Here is a 14,647-nt window from a genome sequence, read left to right as displayed (position 1 = left end):
GATGAAGTTTCATTTTTCCATCGCATTGGCAGCGGCATTCGCCGCGGCGGCATGCAGCCAGCCGGCGGCCGGGCAGGTACCGGCGTTCCCCAGCGCAGAGGGCGCAGGCGCCTTCTCGCTCGGCGGACGCGGCGGGCGTGCGATCCATGTCACCAACCTTAATGACAGCGGTCCGGGCTCGCTTCGAGCCGCAGTCGAAGCCACCGGCCCCCGAACGATCGTGTTCGACGTCGGCGGCACCATCCGTCTCGCCAAGCCGCTGAGAGTCCGCAACGGGCGACTAACGATTGCCGGGCAAACCGCGCCGGGCGGCGGGATCACCCTGCGCGATCACGTGCTCGGAATCGCCGCCGACGATGTGGTTGTCCGCTTCATCCGCGTTCGCCTCGGCGACGAATCAAAGTCTGTCAGCGACGCCATCTGGTTGACCAACGGCAGCCGCATCATCCTCGATCACGTGTCGGCCAGCTGGGGCACGGACGAAACCCTGTCGGCAAGCGCTACCTACAACAGGCCACGCTCCGACTTGCGCGACGTGACGGTGCAGTGGTCGGTGATTTCAGAATCGCTATGTCGGTCGGTGAATCCGGAAGGCTGGCACTGCTACGGATCGTTGCTCAATGTCGGGATGGGGGCCCGGCTGAGCTTCCACCACAATTTGTGGGCTCACCACGGCGGGCGCTCGCCGCGACTCGGCAATTCCGTACCCCCGCCGAAGGACCCGGCCGGAGCCTTCTTCGATTTCCGCTCCAACGTCTTCTACGATTGGGGCGGCCACCAGGCGGGATATAGCGGCGGTCCCGGATTGGTTTCGTTCAACTTCGTCGACAACGCCTACCTGACCGGCCCGGCCACCCAGAACCCGAACTTCTTCAGCCAGAAAGGGGTGCCAACTTCGCGCGGCTGGTTCGCGCGCAACAGCATCGACGGAATCATCCCCGCGGATCAGTGGACCAGGGTGCTCGGCGCGGAATCACGATCGATGCGCCTCACCGGACCGGCCCCCGCCGCCGCCGTGAGCCGCGATCCTGCCGCTTCGGCCTATGAGCGCGTGCTTGCGCACGCCGGCGCCTCGCTGGTCCGGGATTCGGTCGACCGAAGGGTTATCGGGAGCGTCCGCAACCGCGGCGGAGGCCTCATCGATAGCCAGGACCAGGTCGGGGGCTGGCCCCAGCTCCACCGCGGGACGCCGTGGGCCGACCGCGACGGCGACGGGATGCCCGATTCCTGGGAACGCCAGCACGGCCTCAACCCCGCCAGCGCGTCCGACGGCGTCCGCGACAAGGACCGTGATGGCTACACCAACCTCGAAGAATGGCTGAACGCCCTCGCAGCGCCGGCGATGGCGAGGTGACGGCAACAGGATCTTAACCGCGAACGGCGACACTCCGGCAATGATTCCGATGCGCACGAGTTCTGTCTTCAGGAGCCGGTGGATGGCCCTGCTCTGGGCCGCGGGAATCATCTGGTTCGCGGTCGATTTCGCCGGCGGAAACGACGCTGCCGCCAACACGAGCGCCAACGAAAGCGGCCTCACCGACGCGACCGGGCAGCCGGTTACGGCGGAGGAAGCCGCGAAAGTCGCGAACTCAGCCGGTTTTTAGCGAAGGCTCAGGCCGCTTCGCCGCCCTCTTCGGTCTCGAAGATCGCCTCGAGCGCGTCCGCACGGGCCGACAGGCGAACGGTATCACCCTCGATGTCCGCAACGAGACCGCGCGGAATGTAATGGTGGTGGCCCTCATGGCTACCCATCCCGGAGCTGTCGCGGGTGAGCTTGATCCGGTCTCCGTCGATCTTGTCGACCTTGCCGACTGGCGCTCCTTCGGCGTCGATGATCTGCATGTGCTCACGAATCTCGTCGAAGCGGCTGCTCATTGCATTTCTCCTTTGTGGAAGGCTTGCCCGTCGCGAGTCGGTTTTTAGCACTCGATGGTCGAGATGTGCCACTGTCGTTGCCGCTCGGTCGAACCGGGAACGTCGTTGACGCGGCGAAGCGTCGCGTCCCCGCGACAGTTGAACGGCGAGCCGCCCGAAGTCGCCCCGTACAGGACGACGGGGACCGTGATGTAGATTGAGCCCGCCGCCCCTTCCATGTCCGCTGGCTTGCCAACCTGGACGTGAATTTCGCGAAACGCTCGAAAACGGTCACCGAACGTTTTTCCGGCCTTGATATCGCTCCAAAGCGGAGCGGCTTCGTCGAACCTTTTTTGTTCGATCAGCGCACCGTAATGTTGGACGACCTGGCCCGCCGCCTCGGCACTCTTGGGATCGATCGGTCCCTGTGGCTCAGACAGCGGGGTGCGGTCGTCCGGAAGCCCTGCGGCAGTGCCTGGAGCCGGCGGCACCTGCGGCGCTCCGCCTTCGGAGGGGGCAGCCGAAGCGGCCGTTTCGTTCACCGTCACTGCGTTCGAAAGGTTTGACTCCTGGGACCGCGGAGCCTGCGAACTGCACGCGGCGATCGCTGCAACGACGACGATGCTTCCGACCGGCACGCGTATCCAGTTCTTCCGCTTCACTTTTCCCATAGGCGCCCAACGCAGCCACGCAGGAATGTTCCGCATGATCGGCTTGGAACCGCGCGGAAACGGAATCGTTCGTTACGCAACCTAAACAGGCCAACAGGGAGTCCGACATGGCTGACGACCGCGATACCGAACATACCACGATCGTCGAACGCGACGGTGGCGGCGGAGGCGGAGGAGTCCTTGCCGTCGTCCTCCTGATCATCGTCGTTCTGGTGCTTCTGTGGGTCTTCCGCGCTCAGCTGGGGCTCGGCGGCGATAGCACCAACATCAACGTCCCCAACTCGATCGACGTCAACGTAAACCAGTCCTGACGAAAAGGCCGGACGGCTGCTTGCAGCTGTCCACGCCGCATGCGCGCGGAAGGCGAGTCCCGCGCGCGACGGGCGCAGCTCCTTCGATGGCGCTGCGCCCGTTTGCGTGAGCGCGCCGGAGTCGGTACGCCGCGTCCATGAGCGACCAGCCTCGTTACATGAGCGGTTTCGGCGGCCATTTCGAAACCGAAGCGATCGAAGGAGCTCTCCCGAAGGGCCGTAATTCGCCGCAGAAACCCCCGTTCGGCCTTTACGCCGAGCAGCTGTCGGGCAGCGCCTTCACCATGCCCCGAAGCGAGAACCGGCGGAGCTGGCTGTACAGGATGCGGCCGACCGCCGACCATCGCCCGTTCGCTCGTTACGACGGCGCTCCGCTGTTCGCAGCTAGCGCAGACGAAGCGCCGCTTGCGCCCAATCGGCTCCGCTGGGACCCGCCGGCAGACCTGCCCGAAGGCACGGACTTCGTCGACGGGCTGGTGACGATGCTCACCACCCGCGACCCTTCCGACCTCGAAGGCGTGGCGGTCCACCTCTATCGCGCATCGAAGACAATGGAGCGGCGCGTATTCGTCGACTCCGACGGCGAACTGCTCGTCATTCCGCAGCAGGGCGCGCTTCGGCTGGTGACTGAGCTCGGGCTGCTGGAGCTCGAGCCCGGCAAAGTTGGCCTCGTGCCGCGCGGGGTGAAGTTCCGGGTCGAGGTGGAGGGTGACGCTCGCGGCTATGTGGCGGAAAATTACGGCGCCCCCTTCCGCCTGCCGGAGCTCGGGCCAATCGGCTCCAACGGCCTCGCGAACCCGCGCGACTTCGAGGCCCCGGCGGCATGGTTCGAGGATTCCGACCATCCGACCGAGGTGGTCCAGAAATCGCTCGGCCATTTGTGGACGACGACCCTCGACCATTCGCCGCTCGACGTCGTCGCTTGGCACGGCAATTACGCACCGTGGCGCTACGACCTCTCCCGCTTCAACGTCATCAACACGGTCAGCTTCGACCATCCCGATCCGTCGATCTTCACCGTTCTCACCAGCCCGAGCAACGTGCCCGGTCGAGCCAACGCTGACTTTGTCATCTTTCCGCCGCGCTGGATGGTTGCCGAGGACACATTCAGGCCGCCCTGGTTCCACCGCAACCTGATGAGCGAAGCGATGGGCCTGATCCACGGCGCCTATGACGCCAAGGCCGAAGGCTTCGCGCCCGGAGGACTGTCGCTCCACAACATCATGAGCGGGCACGGGCCCGACCTCGAAAGCTGGCAAAAGGCGAGCGAGGCCGCTCTCGAGCCGACGAAGATCGCCGGCACGATGGCGTTCATGGTCGAAACCTGCTGGCCCTATCGCCCGACGCGCTTCGCGCTCGATCGCGCGCAGGACGATTATGACCAAGCGTGGGCCGGCTTCCCGAAGGCGAAGCTCCCGCGCTAGCCGCGGTTGCCCTGAGCGTCCCTCCAGCCCTTGGTGACCTCATCCTTGTGGGCTGCGAAGGCGCCGAGCACCTCGCCCTTCTCGCGCGCGGGCACGGAGAAATGATCGAGCGAGCGCGACAGGACTCCGGCGACCGCGTCGAACTCAATCGGCGAGATCCGCAGATTCTCGTGCGCATTCTCGAGGCCAAGGTTCGTGCTCCCCGGCCGCGTCGGCGTGTACTGGAACGGTCCGCCGGAAATGTTCGCGACCCAAAGCGTCCGCATGAACTTCAGCCCCGGCAGTCGGCCGAGCTGCTTGGTGTGCCATTCGCGAAGCTGCGGGTTCTTCGAGTGCGCGCCGGCCACCGGATCCTTGACCACTTCGTCGCTGAAATAATCGACAACGGCGGCGATTGTGAAAATTCCGCCAAGCCGCTCGTACAAAGGCGCCGAGGCGGGCGGCGCAGCCTTTTGCCCTTCGGCATTGGCAGGCGCAGCGAACGAGCCGGCGACCGCCATCGCCGAGAATAGCGCCGCACCGTTCAAGAAGAGTTCGCGGCGGGTGCTCGACAGCTCTGCGGCAGTTTCGACCGGCCGGATTTCGCGTTGATCAGTCATGGTGGGGCCTCCATCCCGTTTTGGGAGATCGACCCGGTTGCTTCACGCGCGTGCCAGCCCCAGCCGCGCTCGAAAGGCCGATCCGCAGCATAGATGCCCGCAAGGGGCGAAGGTTCCCGCTGCGGAATGTCGCGCCGCCCAAGTTTGAGCGGTGCGCGTTAGCGGTCTATCGGGTCGGCCTTCGGAAAGCGGCGAGGTCGCAACGCAAGATGACTGACATTGACGATACGCACGATCCCTCGCTGGTCAGCTGGGTCGAGAGCGCAGCGCCCGGAAGCGATTTCCCGGTCCAGAACCTGCCGCTGGGCATCTTCTCCGAAGCCAAGGGCCGCCGCCGCCCCGGAGTAGCAATCGGCGACTACATCCTCGACCTGAACGGCATCTCCGATTTTCTCGACGAAGGCTGGCGCGGCGACTTCGCGCAGCCTGTGCTCAATGGCTGGCTCGCTCGGGGCCACGACTCCCAGCGCGCGCTCCGAAAACGCCTCGTCGAGCTTCTCACGGACCAACGGTACCGGAACGACATCGAGCCGCAGCTGATCGGACAGAGCGAGGTCAGGATGCATGTTCCCTGCCTCGTCGGCGACTACACCGACTTCTACGTGGGCATCCATCACGCGACGAACGTCGGCAAGCAGTTCCGCCCCGACAATCCGCTGCTTCCCAACTACAAATATGTGCCCATCGGCTATCACGGGCGGGCAAGCTCGGTCCGCGTGTCCGGCGAGGACGTCATCCGCCCCAACGGCCAGCGCAAGCCGCCCGAGGCCGAAGCTCCCGAATACGGGCCGAGCCGGCGCCTCGATTACGAGCTGGAGCTCGGCCTTTGGGTGGGCCGGGGCAATCGCCTGGGCGAGCCCATCCCGATCGGCGAAGCCGAGCAGCATATCGCCGGATGGTGCCTTCTAAACGACTGGTCGGCTCGTGACATCCAGGCATGGGAATATCAGCCTCTGGGCCCGTTCCTAGCCAAGAACTTCTTGACCAGCGTTTCGCCGTGGATTGTCACCAGCGACGCGCTGGCGCCGTTCCGAACCCCGATGCCGCAGCGAGCGGCGGCCGACCCGGAGCCGCTCCCATATTTGCGGAGCGAGGGTGACACGGCGTTCGAGATCCAGCTGGAGGTCACGCTCGCCACCGACAAGATGCGGCAGGAAGGCAGCGCGCCGCACGTTCTCTCACGCGGAACTGCGTCGGCGGCGATGTACTGGAGCGCAGCCCAGATCGTCACTCATCACGCATCCAACGGCTGCAACCTCCAGCCCGGCGACCTCATCGGCACCGGCACCCTGTCGACCGACAGCGACAGCGGCCTCGGATCGCTGCTCGAGATCAGCCGCGGGGGAAAGCAGCCCATCGAGCTGCCATCGGGAGAAAGCCGAACCTTCCTTGAAGACGGCGATGAAGTGACCTTGCGCGCGTGGTGCGAGGCCCAGGATGCGGTCCGGATCGGTTTCGGCGAATGCTCCGGGCGGGTAGTCGGAACGGCCTAGAGAAGGCCGCTGTTCTCGGCGAACAGCCGCGTCATCGCATAAATCCGGTCGAGCTGCGGCGTCGGCACATTGACCCGCCGCGCAATCTCCCTGGGCGCTCCAAGAAGCGCATCGAGCTCGATCGGGCGGCCGGCCTCCACGTCCTGGAGCATCGACGTCTTGAACGCCCCCAGCCGCTCGGTGACCGCCATCCGCTGCTCGGACGTCTCGCTGATCGGACAGCCGATCGCCGCGCCGACCGCGGCAAGCTCGTCCATCGCCTCGATTATCAGGCCGTGGATGGCCTCATCCTCGATCAGCCTATCCGCGGTTGAACGGGTCAGCGCCGACAGCGGATTGACCGTCGCATTGCCCCATAATTTGTACCAGATCGCCTTGCGAACGTTATCGCTGACCTCGCAGGGGATTCCGGTGTCCGCGATATGCGAGCGAAGGCGCTCGACGCGATCGCTTGTACCGCCTGCCGGCTCTCCGATGGTCAGCCTGTCGGCGTGGGCGACATGGACATGGTTGGGCGCCTGGCGGTGGCAGCTCGCATCGACCGCGCAGCCGATGATCCTCCCGATCGGAAGAGCGTCGGTGATTACGCAGTCCGGATCGACCGACCACAGAGGCTCGTCGGTGAACCACCAGGGCACTCCGTTGAGCATGGGAAGCACCAGCGTGTCGTCGCCGATCAGGTTCCCCAGGCTCGGCGCGATACCCGCCAACGCCGGAGCCTTCACGGCGATGACGACGAGATCCTGCTCACCAAGGTCTTTGGGATTTTCCGCCGTCGCGACCGCAACGCAATGGTCGTTGCCGCCCTCGGTCAGCCGAAGGCCTTCGCTGTCGATCGTTCGGAGCGTTTCGCCGCGCGCCACGATGCTGACGTCGAGGCCTGCAAGCGCGAACTCGGCTGCAACCCATCCGCCGATGGCGCCCGCTCCGACGACGCAGACCCTCATCTGGACTCGTTTGTGACTGCCACGAGGCCGCTCATGCTCCCGGCATTCGCCGTGTGCAACGCGGTGCCGCTTGGGGGACTCGAACCCACGACCCCATCATTACGAATGATGTGCTCTACCAGCTGAGCTAAAGCGGCTTTTCGCGAAAGCAGCGGGGGTAAACCCGCACGGCGCAGCGCCACTAACAGTCGGGATTGGAAGGGGCAAGCGCAAGTCTTCCGCCGATGGGCTGAACGAACAGGGTTAACGCTTTGGTAAGGGCTGTCCGTCATTCCGTTCCTTGAGTTCGAGGGGAGTGGGCCTCACCAATGGACAGTTACCGCGATTTTCCGAGCGAGTTCGACTCCTCGGACGATGCTTCAGCGACGCAGGAATCGCGCGTTGTCCAGATCGGCAACGACGAGCGTCGGATGCACGTTCGCGCGTACAACTATTGGGTGTCCCTTCTCGACGGGCGGGATTTTCCGTCCATAGAGGACCTCGAACCCGGCGACCTTTCGGACTTCGCCCCAAACAGCGTCCTTCTCGACTTCACCAGCGGCGGGGATGAGCCCGCGACCCCCTATGTTGGCGCCGCGATCCGTCAGGAATGCGGGCTCGACGAGGAAGTGAAAACGATCGCCGACGTGCCCAGCCGCTCCCTCCTGTCGCGGCTTACGGACCACTACCTGCAGATCATCGCCAACCGAGCGCCGGTCGGCTTCGAAGCCGAATTCGAGAACCAGCGCGGCGAAACCATCTTCTATCGCGGCATACTGATGCCCTTCTCGTCGGACGGCGACACGATCGATTTCATCTATGGCGTGATCAACTGGAAGAAGGTCGATCACACGGCCCAGGCAGGCGTTGCGCCGCCGGACGCCGTGCTTGCACCGGTCGAACCCGCGGAGCTGGACGAGGAACCTCTAGAGCTCACCGAGACAGTCCAGCCGGAAATCGAAGCCGCTGCGGCGCCGGCGCCTGAAGAACAGCCGCTGGAGCTCACCGACGAGGTCGAGGTCCAGATGGTGCCGGAGATTCACCAAGCCGCGCCGGACTTCGAGATCAGCCTGGAGATCGATGAGAATGCAGGCCTCGCCGATCGGCTCTGCGCCGCTCGCGAACATGCCGATGCGGTCAAGGAAGCAGACGGCCGGAGCCGCGAGGCTTTGTACCAGGCGCTTTCCAGCGCCTACGACTTTGCTTTGGCTTCGAAGGCAGATCCTGAGGATTATGCCGAGCTGCTCGAGGAATCCGGGGTCAAGGCGCAGGCGCGCGCTCCGATGACCCCGGTCGTGAAGCTCGTCTTCGGAATCGACTACGACAAGGCGCGGCTGACCGAATATGCCGCGGCCCTCTCCCACGCCGAGCGCCAGCAGGTCGAATTCGGCGGCTTCCTCGAGTTCATCCGGGCGCAGGCCGGCGGACTCAAAGCGCTGGTCGCCGCGGAGCGTCAGGCTCGCCGCCCTGAGCCAAAAGCCGACACCAAGACCGAAAAGGCGCGCGAGCAGCTTCGTACCGCACGCCCCCTGGCCCTCGATTCCATCGCCAGCGACGAAGAGTTCGCTCTTGTGCTGACCCGCCGTTCGAGCGCGGGCGTTCACGAAGCCGTAGCGGTCGTCGAGGATGCCGCCCTCGTCGAGCGCGCCATTCGCCGCGTCGGCGCCTGAACCCTACTTTCCAAAAAAAGCAGCCGTCCGTCCTTGTCCCCGTCGCAACCGCGCGGCTATAGCCCGCGGCCATCCAGACCTGTGTCGGAGCAACTACCTAAAATGACGGCCCAGCAGCGCCTGCCGAAAACGCTGGTCGAATCCATTCGCGATGCCCTGACCACGAACGCCCTCCCGGGCGAAACCGAGGGCTTCGATCGCGAACAACAGCGTAATGCCGCCGAATTCATCGCGTCGGCCGCCGCTGTAAGGCCGCCGAGGACGACTGCGATCGACGTCGAATCGACCGGCGGAGAGGCCGGAAGGCGCCGCATGCGGCTTGTCACGATCAATGAGGACATGCCGTTCCTGGTCGACAGTATCGCCGGTGCCATCGCGGCCCGCGACCTGGCCATCCACCGGCTTCTCCACCCGATCGTCAAGGTCACCCGCGACAAGCACGGCCGCATCGAGAAGGTCGGCGAAGGCAGCCCGGAGTCGATCATCTACATCGAGCTCGACCGCGCCGACGCCCGCGGTCGCCAGGACCTAGTCCGGCAACTCAAGCAGGTCCTCGACGACGTCCGCGCCGCCGTCGCCGACTGGAAGGCGATGCTCGCTCGGATGAAGTCCGACGCCGACAGCCTTGAGAAGAGGAACAGCGAGAGCGCGGCGCTTCTACGCTTCCTTGCCGACAACAATTTCACCCTGCTCGGCCACGCGAATGTCGGAACCGACGGCCAGCTCCAGGACGCTCTTGGCATCCTCCGCAACGAGACGGCCCTGTGGGAGAAGAGCGCGGCCGAAGCCGCCGTCAATCACCTGTGCAGCGACGGCCGGAGCGTGCTGATCCTCAAGGCGGACCGGATCTCGCCGGTCCATCGCCGGGTTCCGCTCGACGTTGTGATGGTGCGGCTGCCCGACGGAACGCTGTCCGTCCACGCCGGCCTGTGGACGAGCGAAGCCCTCCGCACATCAGCTCAGCATGTGCCGGTTCTTCGCGAGCGGCTTGCGAAGCTGGACAAGGAGCTTGGCTTCGCGCCGTCCAGCCACGCCGGAAAGGCGCTTTCGCACGTCGTTTCCACCCTCCCGCACGACCTCCTGATCTCGTTCAACGAGGAAGAGGTCCGCGAGGCCGCGCTGATCGCGATGAGCCTGGCCGATCGCCCGAGGCCGAAGCTCGCCCTTCTTCCGGGCGCTCTTCGCCGTCACCTTTATGCGTTCGTCTGGCTTCCCCGCGACGAGTTGAGCACCGCCCGCCGAAAAGCGATCGGGCAGATGCTGGAGCAGGAGATCGAGGCGCCGATCAGCAGCTGGTCGATCGAGCTCGGCGAAGGTGACCTCGCGCTCATCCGCTTCACCTTCCCGATCGATCCGTCCGCCCAGCTTCCGAATACCGACGAGCTCGATTCCGCGCTGGTCGAGATGGTGCGCGGCTGGAGCCCGGCGGTCGAGACTGCGCTGATCGCCGCTGCCGGGGCGCCCCGCGCGACGCGCCTTGCGCTGACCTACATCCCGGCCTTTCCGGACAGCTATCGCTCGCGCACCAGCCCAGAGGAGGCCGCGTCCGACATCCTCAGCCTGGCGCAGTTGGCAAGCGCGGACGAGCGTGGGGTCCGCCTGTGCCGCTCGGAGCGACGCGAGAACGAGCTGGAGCTCAAGACCTATCGTCGGGGTGACCTGATACCGTTGTCCGAAGCCGTGCCGGTGCTCGAGAATTTCGGATTCCGTGTGCTTGAGGAAATGCCGACCGCGCTCGCGGGCGGGACAATCGGCTACGTCCATGATTTCCGGCTCGAGCTTCCCGGCGTCGACGACATCGACCCGATCCTGCAGCGCGCGGACATGATCGAGCACGCGATCGCCTGCGTCCTTGGCGGCGCGGCCGAGGATGACGAGTTCAACCAGCTCGTCCTGTTTGCCGGGCTGGATCCGACTGCGGTCGTCTGGATCCGCGCATGGTTCCGCTACGCTCGCCAGACCGGAAGCGCTTTCGGCCTTTTGACGATCGCCGAGGCTCTTCGGCGAGCGCCGGACGCGACCCAGGCGCTGGTGGCGCTGTTCCGGGCGATGCACGACCCCTCCGTCCGTGGCCGCGAGTCCGAGATCGAAAGGTGCCGGGAAAAGTTCGACGATGCGCTCGCGAAGGTGCGCTCGATCGACGACGACCGAATCCTTCGAAGGACCCGGTCGCTGATCGAATCGATCGTCCGCACCAATGCATTCTCGCCCGCCGCTGACGAAGCGATCGCGTTCAAGCTGAACTCGAGCCTCGTGCCCGGACTTCCCGCTCCGGTGCCGTGGCGCGAAATCTGGGTCTATTCGCCACGCGTTGAGGGTATCCACCTTCGCGGCGGGCCGATCGCTCGCGGCGGAATCCGCTGGTCGGATCGGCGCGACGATTTCCGTACGGAAATTCTGGGCCTGATGAAGGCTCAGCTGGTCAAGAATTCGGTCATCGTTCCGACCGGCGCCAAGGGCGGCTTCTACGCCAAGATGCTTCCTCCGCCGAGCGAGCGGGACAGCTGGCTCGCCGAGGGTACGGCCAGCTACAGCATCTTCATCCGCGCTTTGCTGTCGATCACCGACAATATCGTCAACGACAAGGTGGTTCACCCCGACCAGGTGGTTATCCGCGATAAGGATGACCCCTATTTCGTGGTGGCCGCCGACAAGGGCACGGCCAGCTTCTCGGACCTCGCCAACAAAATCGCGCTCGACCGCGGATTCTGGCTCGGCGACGCCTTCGCGAGCGGCGGCTCGCACGGATACGACCACAAGGCGATGGGGATCACCGCGCGCGGCGCCTGGATCTCTGTCCAGCGGCACTTCCTGGAGATGGGGGTAGACGTTCAGACCGACCCGGTGACCGTCACCGGCGTCGGCGACATGTCCGGCGACGTGTTCGGCAACGGAATGCTGCTGAGCAAGGCGATCAAGCTCGTTGCAGCGTTCGACCACCGCCACATCTTCATCGATCCCGACCCCAATCCAAAGTCGAGCTGGAACGAGCGCAAGCGGTTGTTCGAGCTGCCGCGGTCGAGCTGGGACGATTACGACCGGTCGAAGATCTCAACCGGTGGAGGCGTTTTCCCGCGCACGCAGAAGTCGATCCAGCTGTCGAAGCAGGCGCGCACTGCGCTTGGGATCGAGGCGGCAACGGTCGATCCGGCGACTCTGATGAACGCGATCCTCAAGGCGCCGGTCGACCTTCTCTGGTTCGGCGGGATCGGCACCTATGTGAAGGCCTCGACGCAGCCGAACGGCGAGGTCGGTGACCCTGCCAACGACGCGATCCGAGCTGACGGCGAAGAAGTGCGCGCGAAAGTGATTGGCGAAGGCGCAAACCTCGGAGTGACCCAGGCGGGGCGGATCGAATTCGCGACCAACGGCGGGCGGATAAACACCGACTTCATCGACAATAGCGCGGGCGTCGACTGTTCCGACAAGGAAGTGAACATCAAGATCCCGCTCAACCGCGAAATGCGGGACGGGCAGCTCACCTTCGCCAAGCGCAACGCGCTCCTGGTAAAGATGACCGACGAAGTCGCTGACATGGTGCTCGAGGACAACCGGCTCCAATCGCTTGCGCTGTCGATCGCGCACAGCGGCGGGGCGCGGTCGCTTCCAGGCCATGTGCGGACGATCGAGCTACTCGAAGCGTCGGGCCGCCTCGACCGCAAGGTCGAAGGTCTCGGCTCAAGCGACGAGCTCCTTCGGCGCGCCCAGGACAATCGCGGCTTGACTCGGCCAGAGCTGGCAGTCGTCCTGTCGATGTCCAAGATCGCGCTTCAAAGCGCGGCAGAGCCGCTGAAGCTGTCGAAGGAAAAACTTCTCGAGCCGGAGCTGTTTGCGGCGTTTCCCAAGGCGATGCGGACCACCCACGCGGCTGCGATCAGGGCCCACGCGCTTCGCGACGAAATCATCGCCACCCGCGTCGCCAACCGGATGGTCAACCGCCTCGGCCCCGTCGTCGCCCTCGACATGACCGAGGAGGAAGGCGCCTCGCTCGGTCAGGTCGTCGTCGCCTTCCTGATCGCCGAGCGGCTTCTCGACGTCGACAAGCTGTGGGAGCAGATGGAGCATTGCGTGCTTCCGGAGAATGTCCGGATCGAGCTGTTCGGGATCGCCGCCCGTAGCGTCCACGCCCATTTGTCCGACCTTCTCCGCGCTGCCGGCGGGGAGATGAGCGTCAGCGCCTTGTGCAAGCTGCTCGAGCCCGGCGTTCGCAAGATCGGGGCTGCGGCGACGAAGCTGATCCGTTCCGAAGTCCGCAACGAAGCGGCCGCTCGCCGCGACCACCTTCTGGCGCTCGGCGCCAGCGAGGAGATCGTCCGCGGGCTGGTCCGCCTCTACGAGCTGGACGGGGTGTTCGGAATCGCCGCGTTAGCCGCGCGCAAGGGCCTCGACGAACTCGAGCTGACCATCGCCTACACCCGGCTTGGCGAAGCGCTCGGTCTCGACTGGGCCCAGCAACAGCTCGCCCGCGCAACCCCTCGCGATCAGTGGGAACGGTTGCTCACCGCCGGCCTCGCTCGCGACTTCGAGCAGCTTCGAATCGACTTCCTGGGCCGCGCCCGCGGCAAGGATCCCGTCGCCGGAGTCGAGCAGTGGGTCGAGAAGCAAGAGGCGCGGATCGAGCAGTTCCGCGAGTTGATCAATCGCGCCCGGCGCGAGGGGTCGGTCAGCGCAACGATGCTTGCCCAGATCGCGAGCCAGGCGCGGATCCTACTCGCCCGCTAGCGTCCGCGCGTAGAGCCATTGCCGGATCGCCGAGGCGAGGTTCGCCGGCGGCGATGCCTCGAGCCGCTGCGCATCGATTCGCGCAACCAGCGCATTGAGCGGCAGGTCAGCGTCGGCGGCCGCCTTTTCCAGCGCGGTCCAGAAGATCGGCTCGAGCGCGATTGACGTCTCATGGCCGGCGATCGTGACGGACCGCTTCTTCGGCGGCGATGGAGGCGGAGCGGCCCCCATCAATACATGTGCTGCCCGCCGTTGATCGACAAAGTCGAGCCGGTGACGAAGCCGGCATTGTCGTCGCAAAGGAAAGCGACTCCGCGCGCGATCTCGTCAGCGCGGCCGAGCCGGCCGACGGGAATTCGGGCGACGATCTTCTGAAGCACCTCGTCGGGGACGGCCGCGACCATGTCGGTGTCGATATATCCCGGAGCGATCGCGTTCACCGTCACCCCGAACTTGGCTCCTTCCTGGGCAAGAGCCTTGGTGAAGCCGTGGATTCCGGACTTGGCGGCGGCATAATTGACCTGGCCGTACTGGCCTGCCTGGCCGTTGATCGACCCAATGTTGACGACCCGGCCGTAGCCGCGGCCGGTCATGCCCTCGAACACCGCTTTGGCCATGTTGAAGCAGCCGCCGAGATTGGTGTCGATGACGTCCTGCCATTTCTGGTGGTCCATCCGCTTCATCGTCGCATCGCGGGTGATTCCGGCATTGTTGACCAGCACGTCGACCGGGCCGAGGTCCGATTCCACCTGGCAAACGCCCTGCTGGCACGCCTCAAAGTCCGACACGTCCCACTTGTAGGAGCGGATTCCGGTGCGGTCGGTGAATGCCTTGGCCCGCTCGTCATTGCCCATATAATTGGCCGCGACGGTCAGGCCCATGTCCCTCAAAGCGATGCTGATCGCCTCGCCGATGCCGCGCGTTCCCCCAGTGACGATCGCCACCCGAGCCATTGCTGATCTCCCGTTGCTGCGGCT

The 14,647-nt window shown here is 65.2% G+C and carries 13 protein-coding genes and 1 tRNA gene; 7 read left to right on the top strand and 7 right to left on the bottom strand.

The genetic code is table 11. The features are described 5' to 3' along the window. The first annotated feature begins 1 nt into the window (after position 1). Positions 2-1,354 carry a pectate lyase family protein gene (locus LZ519_RS10475; protein WP_249868615.1) on the top strand — a complete coding sequence of 451 codons (1,353 nt, stop codon included), beginning with the start codon at positions 2-4 and terminating at the stop codon, positions 1,352-1,354. A gap of 82 nt (positions 1,355-1,436) precedes the next feature. Further along, on the top strand, positions 1,437-1,604 hold the full coding sequence (locus LZ519_RS10470) for a hypothetical protein (RefSeq protein WP_249868614.1): 168 nt from the start codon (positions 1,437-1,439) through the stop codon (positions 1,602-1,604). Positions 1,605-1,611: 7 nt separating this feature from the next. Here the strand turns inward: LZ519_RS10470 and LZ519_RS10465 are convergent, their stop codons facing one another. Both LZ519_RS10465 and LZ519_RS10460 read right to left on the bottom strand, forming a co-directional pair. Continuing rightward, entirely contained in the window at positions 1,612-1,875 is a 264-nt protein-coding gene (locus LZ519_RS10465) for a DUF2171 domain-containing protein (protein WP_249868613.1), read from the bottom strand. A gap of 44 nt (positions 1,876-1,919) precedes the next feature. Further along, positions 1,920-2,525 (bottom strand): hypothetical protein, encoded by a 606-nt coding sequence (locus LZ519_RS10460; RefSeq protein ID WP_249868612.1) that lies wholly within the window; start codon positions 2,523-2,525, stop codon positions 1,920-1,922. Positions 2,526-2,632: 107 nt separating this feature from the next. Between LZ519_RS10460 and LZ519_RS10455 the strand changes: the two genes are divergently transcribed. Continuing rightward, a complete protein-coding gene (locus LZ519_RS10455) occupies positions 2,633-2,836 on the top strand; it encodes a hypothetical protein (RefSeq protein ID WP_249868611.1) in 204 nt (67 codons plus the stop codon). Positions 2,837-2,973: 137 nt separating this feature from the next. Next, a complete protein-coding gene (gene hmgA, locus LZ519_RS10450; RefSeq protein ID WP_249868610.1) occupies positions 2,974-4,260 on the top strand; it encodes a homogentisate 1,2-dioxygenase in 1,287 nt (428 codons plus the stop codon). Here hmgA and LZ519_RS10445 read toward each other — a convergent pair. Continuing rightward, positions 4,257-4,859 (bottom strand): group I truncated hemoglobin, encoded by a 603-nt coding sequence (locus LZ519_RS10445; RefSeq protein ID WP_249868609.1) that lies wholly within the window; start codon positions 4,857-4,859, stop codon positions 4,257-4,259. The two genes, hmgA and LZ519_RS10445, sit on opposite strands and share 4 nt — an antisense overlap. Positions 4,860-5,068: 209 nt before the next feature. Here LZ519_RS10445 and fahA point away from each other — a divergent pair, with 209 nt between their 5' ends. Beyond that, positions 5,069-6,352, top strand: coding sequence for a fumarylacetoacetase (fahA, locus tag LZ519_RS10440; protein WP_249868608.1), 1,284 nt, complete (start codon positions 5,069-5,071; stop codon positions 6,350-6,352). Here fahA and LZ519_RS10435 read toward each other — a convergent pair. Beyond that, positions 6,349-7,299 (bottom strand): ketopantoate reductase family protein, encoded by a 951-nt coding sequence (locus tag LZ519_RS10435; protein WP_249868607.1) that lies wholly within the window; start codon positions 7,297-7,299, stop codon positions 6,349-6,351. The genes fahA and LZ519_RS10435 overlap by 4 nt on opposite strands. A 64-nt stretch (positions 7,300-7,363) precedes the next feature. Then, positions 7,364-7,436 (bottom strand) — tRNA-Thr (locus tag LZ519_RS10430). Positions 7,437-7,607: 171 nt separating this feature from the next. On the opposite strand from LZ519_RS10430, the gene LZ519_RS10425 reads away from it, so the two are divergent. Together LZ519_RS10425 and LZ519_RS10420 are read left to right on the top strand one after the other, a co-directional pair. Further along, positions 7,608-8,948, top strand: coding sequence for a PAS domain-containing protein (locus LZ519_RS10425; RefSeq protein WP_249868606.1), 1,341 nt, complete (start codon positions 7,608-7,610; stop codon positions 8,946-8,948). Between the two features lie 102 nt (positions 8,949-9,050). After that, positions 9,051-13,670 carry an NAD-glutamate dehydrogenase gene (locus LZ519_RS10420; protein ID WP_249868605.1) on the top strand — a complete coding sequence of 1,540 codons (4,620 nt, stop codon included), beginning with the start codon at positions 9,051-9,053 and terminating at the stop codon, positions 13,668-13,670. Here the strand turns inward: LZ519_RS10420 and LZ519_RS10415 are convergent. Both LZ519_RS10415 and phbB read right to left on the bottom strand, forming a co-directional pair. Further along, positions 13,656-13,901 carry a ribbon-helix-helix domain-containing protein gene (locus tag LZ519_RS10415; RefSeq protein WP_249868604.1) on the bottom strand — a complete coding sequence of 82 codons (246 nt, stop codon included), beginning with the start codon at positions 13,899-13,901 and terminating at the stop codon, positions 13,656-13,658. The genes LZ519_RS10420 and LZ519_RS10415 overlap by 15 nt on opposite strands. Further along, positions 13,901-14,623 carry an acetoacetyl-CoA reductase gene (gene phbB, locus LZ519_RS10410; protein WP_249868603.1) on the bottom strand — a complete coding sequence of 241 codons (723 nt, stop codon included), beginning with the start codon at positions 14,621-14,623 and terminating at the stop codon, positions 13,901-13,903. Before phbB ends, LZ519_RS10415 begins: the two co-directional genes overlap by 1 nt. Positions 14,624-14,647: the final 24 nt, after the last annotated feature.

Source organism: Sphingomonas anseongensis (genome assembly GCF_023516495.1).
Lineage (GTDB): Bacteria > Pseudomonadota > Alphaproteobacteria > Sphingomonadales > Sphingomonadaceae > Sphingomicrobium > Sphingomicrobium anseongensis.
Note: the sequence above shows the minus strand (reverse complement) of the source record. Positions and strands in the feature narration are given on the sequence as shown.

What these genes read in the sequence shown, in the direction of transcription:
- LZ519_RS10425 (WP_249868606.1), top strand. Translation starts at nt 7,608, where the DNA reads ATGGACAGTTACCGCGATTTTCCGAGCGAGTTCGACTCCTCGGACGAT.
- LZ519_RS10435 (WP_249868607.1), bottom strand. Translation starts at nt 7,299, where the DNA reads ATGAGGGTCTGCGTCGTCGGAGCGGGCGCCATCGGCGGATGGGTTGCA.
- LZ519_RS10445 (WP_249868609.1), bottom strand. Translation starts at nt 4,859, where the DNA reads ATGACTGATCAACGCGAAATCCGGCCGGTCGAAACTGCCGCAGAGCTG.
- LZ519_RS10455 (WP_249868611.1), top strand. Translation starts at nt 2,633, where the DNA reads ATGGCTGACGACCGCGATACCGAACATACCACGATCGTCGAACGCGAC.
- LZ519_RS10460 (WP_249868612.1), bottom strand. Translation starts at nt 2,525, where the DNA reads ATGGGAAAAGTGAAGCGGAAGAACTGGATACGCGTGCCGGTCGGAAGC.
- LZ519_RS10470 (WP_249868614.1), top strand. Translation starts at nt 1,437, where the DNA reads ATGGCCCTGCTCTGGGCCGCGGGAATCATCTGGTTCGCGGTCGATTTC.
- phbB (WP_249868603.1), bottom strand. Translation starts at nt 14,623, where the DNA reads ATGGCTCGGGTGGCGATCGTCACTGGGGGAACGCGCGGCATCGGCGAG.
- hmgA (WP_249868610.1), top strand. Translation starts at nt 2,974, where the DNA reads ATGAGCGACCAGCCTCGTTACATGAGCGGTTTCGGCGGCCATTTCGAA.
- fahA (WP_249868608.1), top strand. Translation starts at nt 5,069, where the DNA reads ATGACTGACATTGACGATACGCACGATCCCTCGCTGGTCAGCTGGGTC.
- LZ519_RS10420 (WP_249868605.1), top strand. Translation starts at nt 9,051, where the DNA reads ATGACGGCCCAGCAGCGCCTGCCGAAAACGCTGGTCGAATCCATTCGC.
- LZ519_RS10475 (WP_249868615.1), top strand. Translation starts at nt 2, where the DNA reads ATGAAGTTTCATTTTTCCATCGCATTGGCAGCGGCATTCGCCGCGGCG.
- LZ519_RS10415 (WP_249868604.1), bottom strand. Translation starts at nt 13,901, where the DNA reads ATGGGGGCCGCTCCGCCTCCATCGCCGCCGAAGAAGCGGTCCGTCACG.
- LZ519_RS10465 (WP_249868613.1), bottom strand. Translation starts at nt 1,875, where the DNA reads ATGAGCAGCCGCTTCGACGAGATTCGTGAGCACATGCAGATCATCGAC.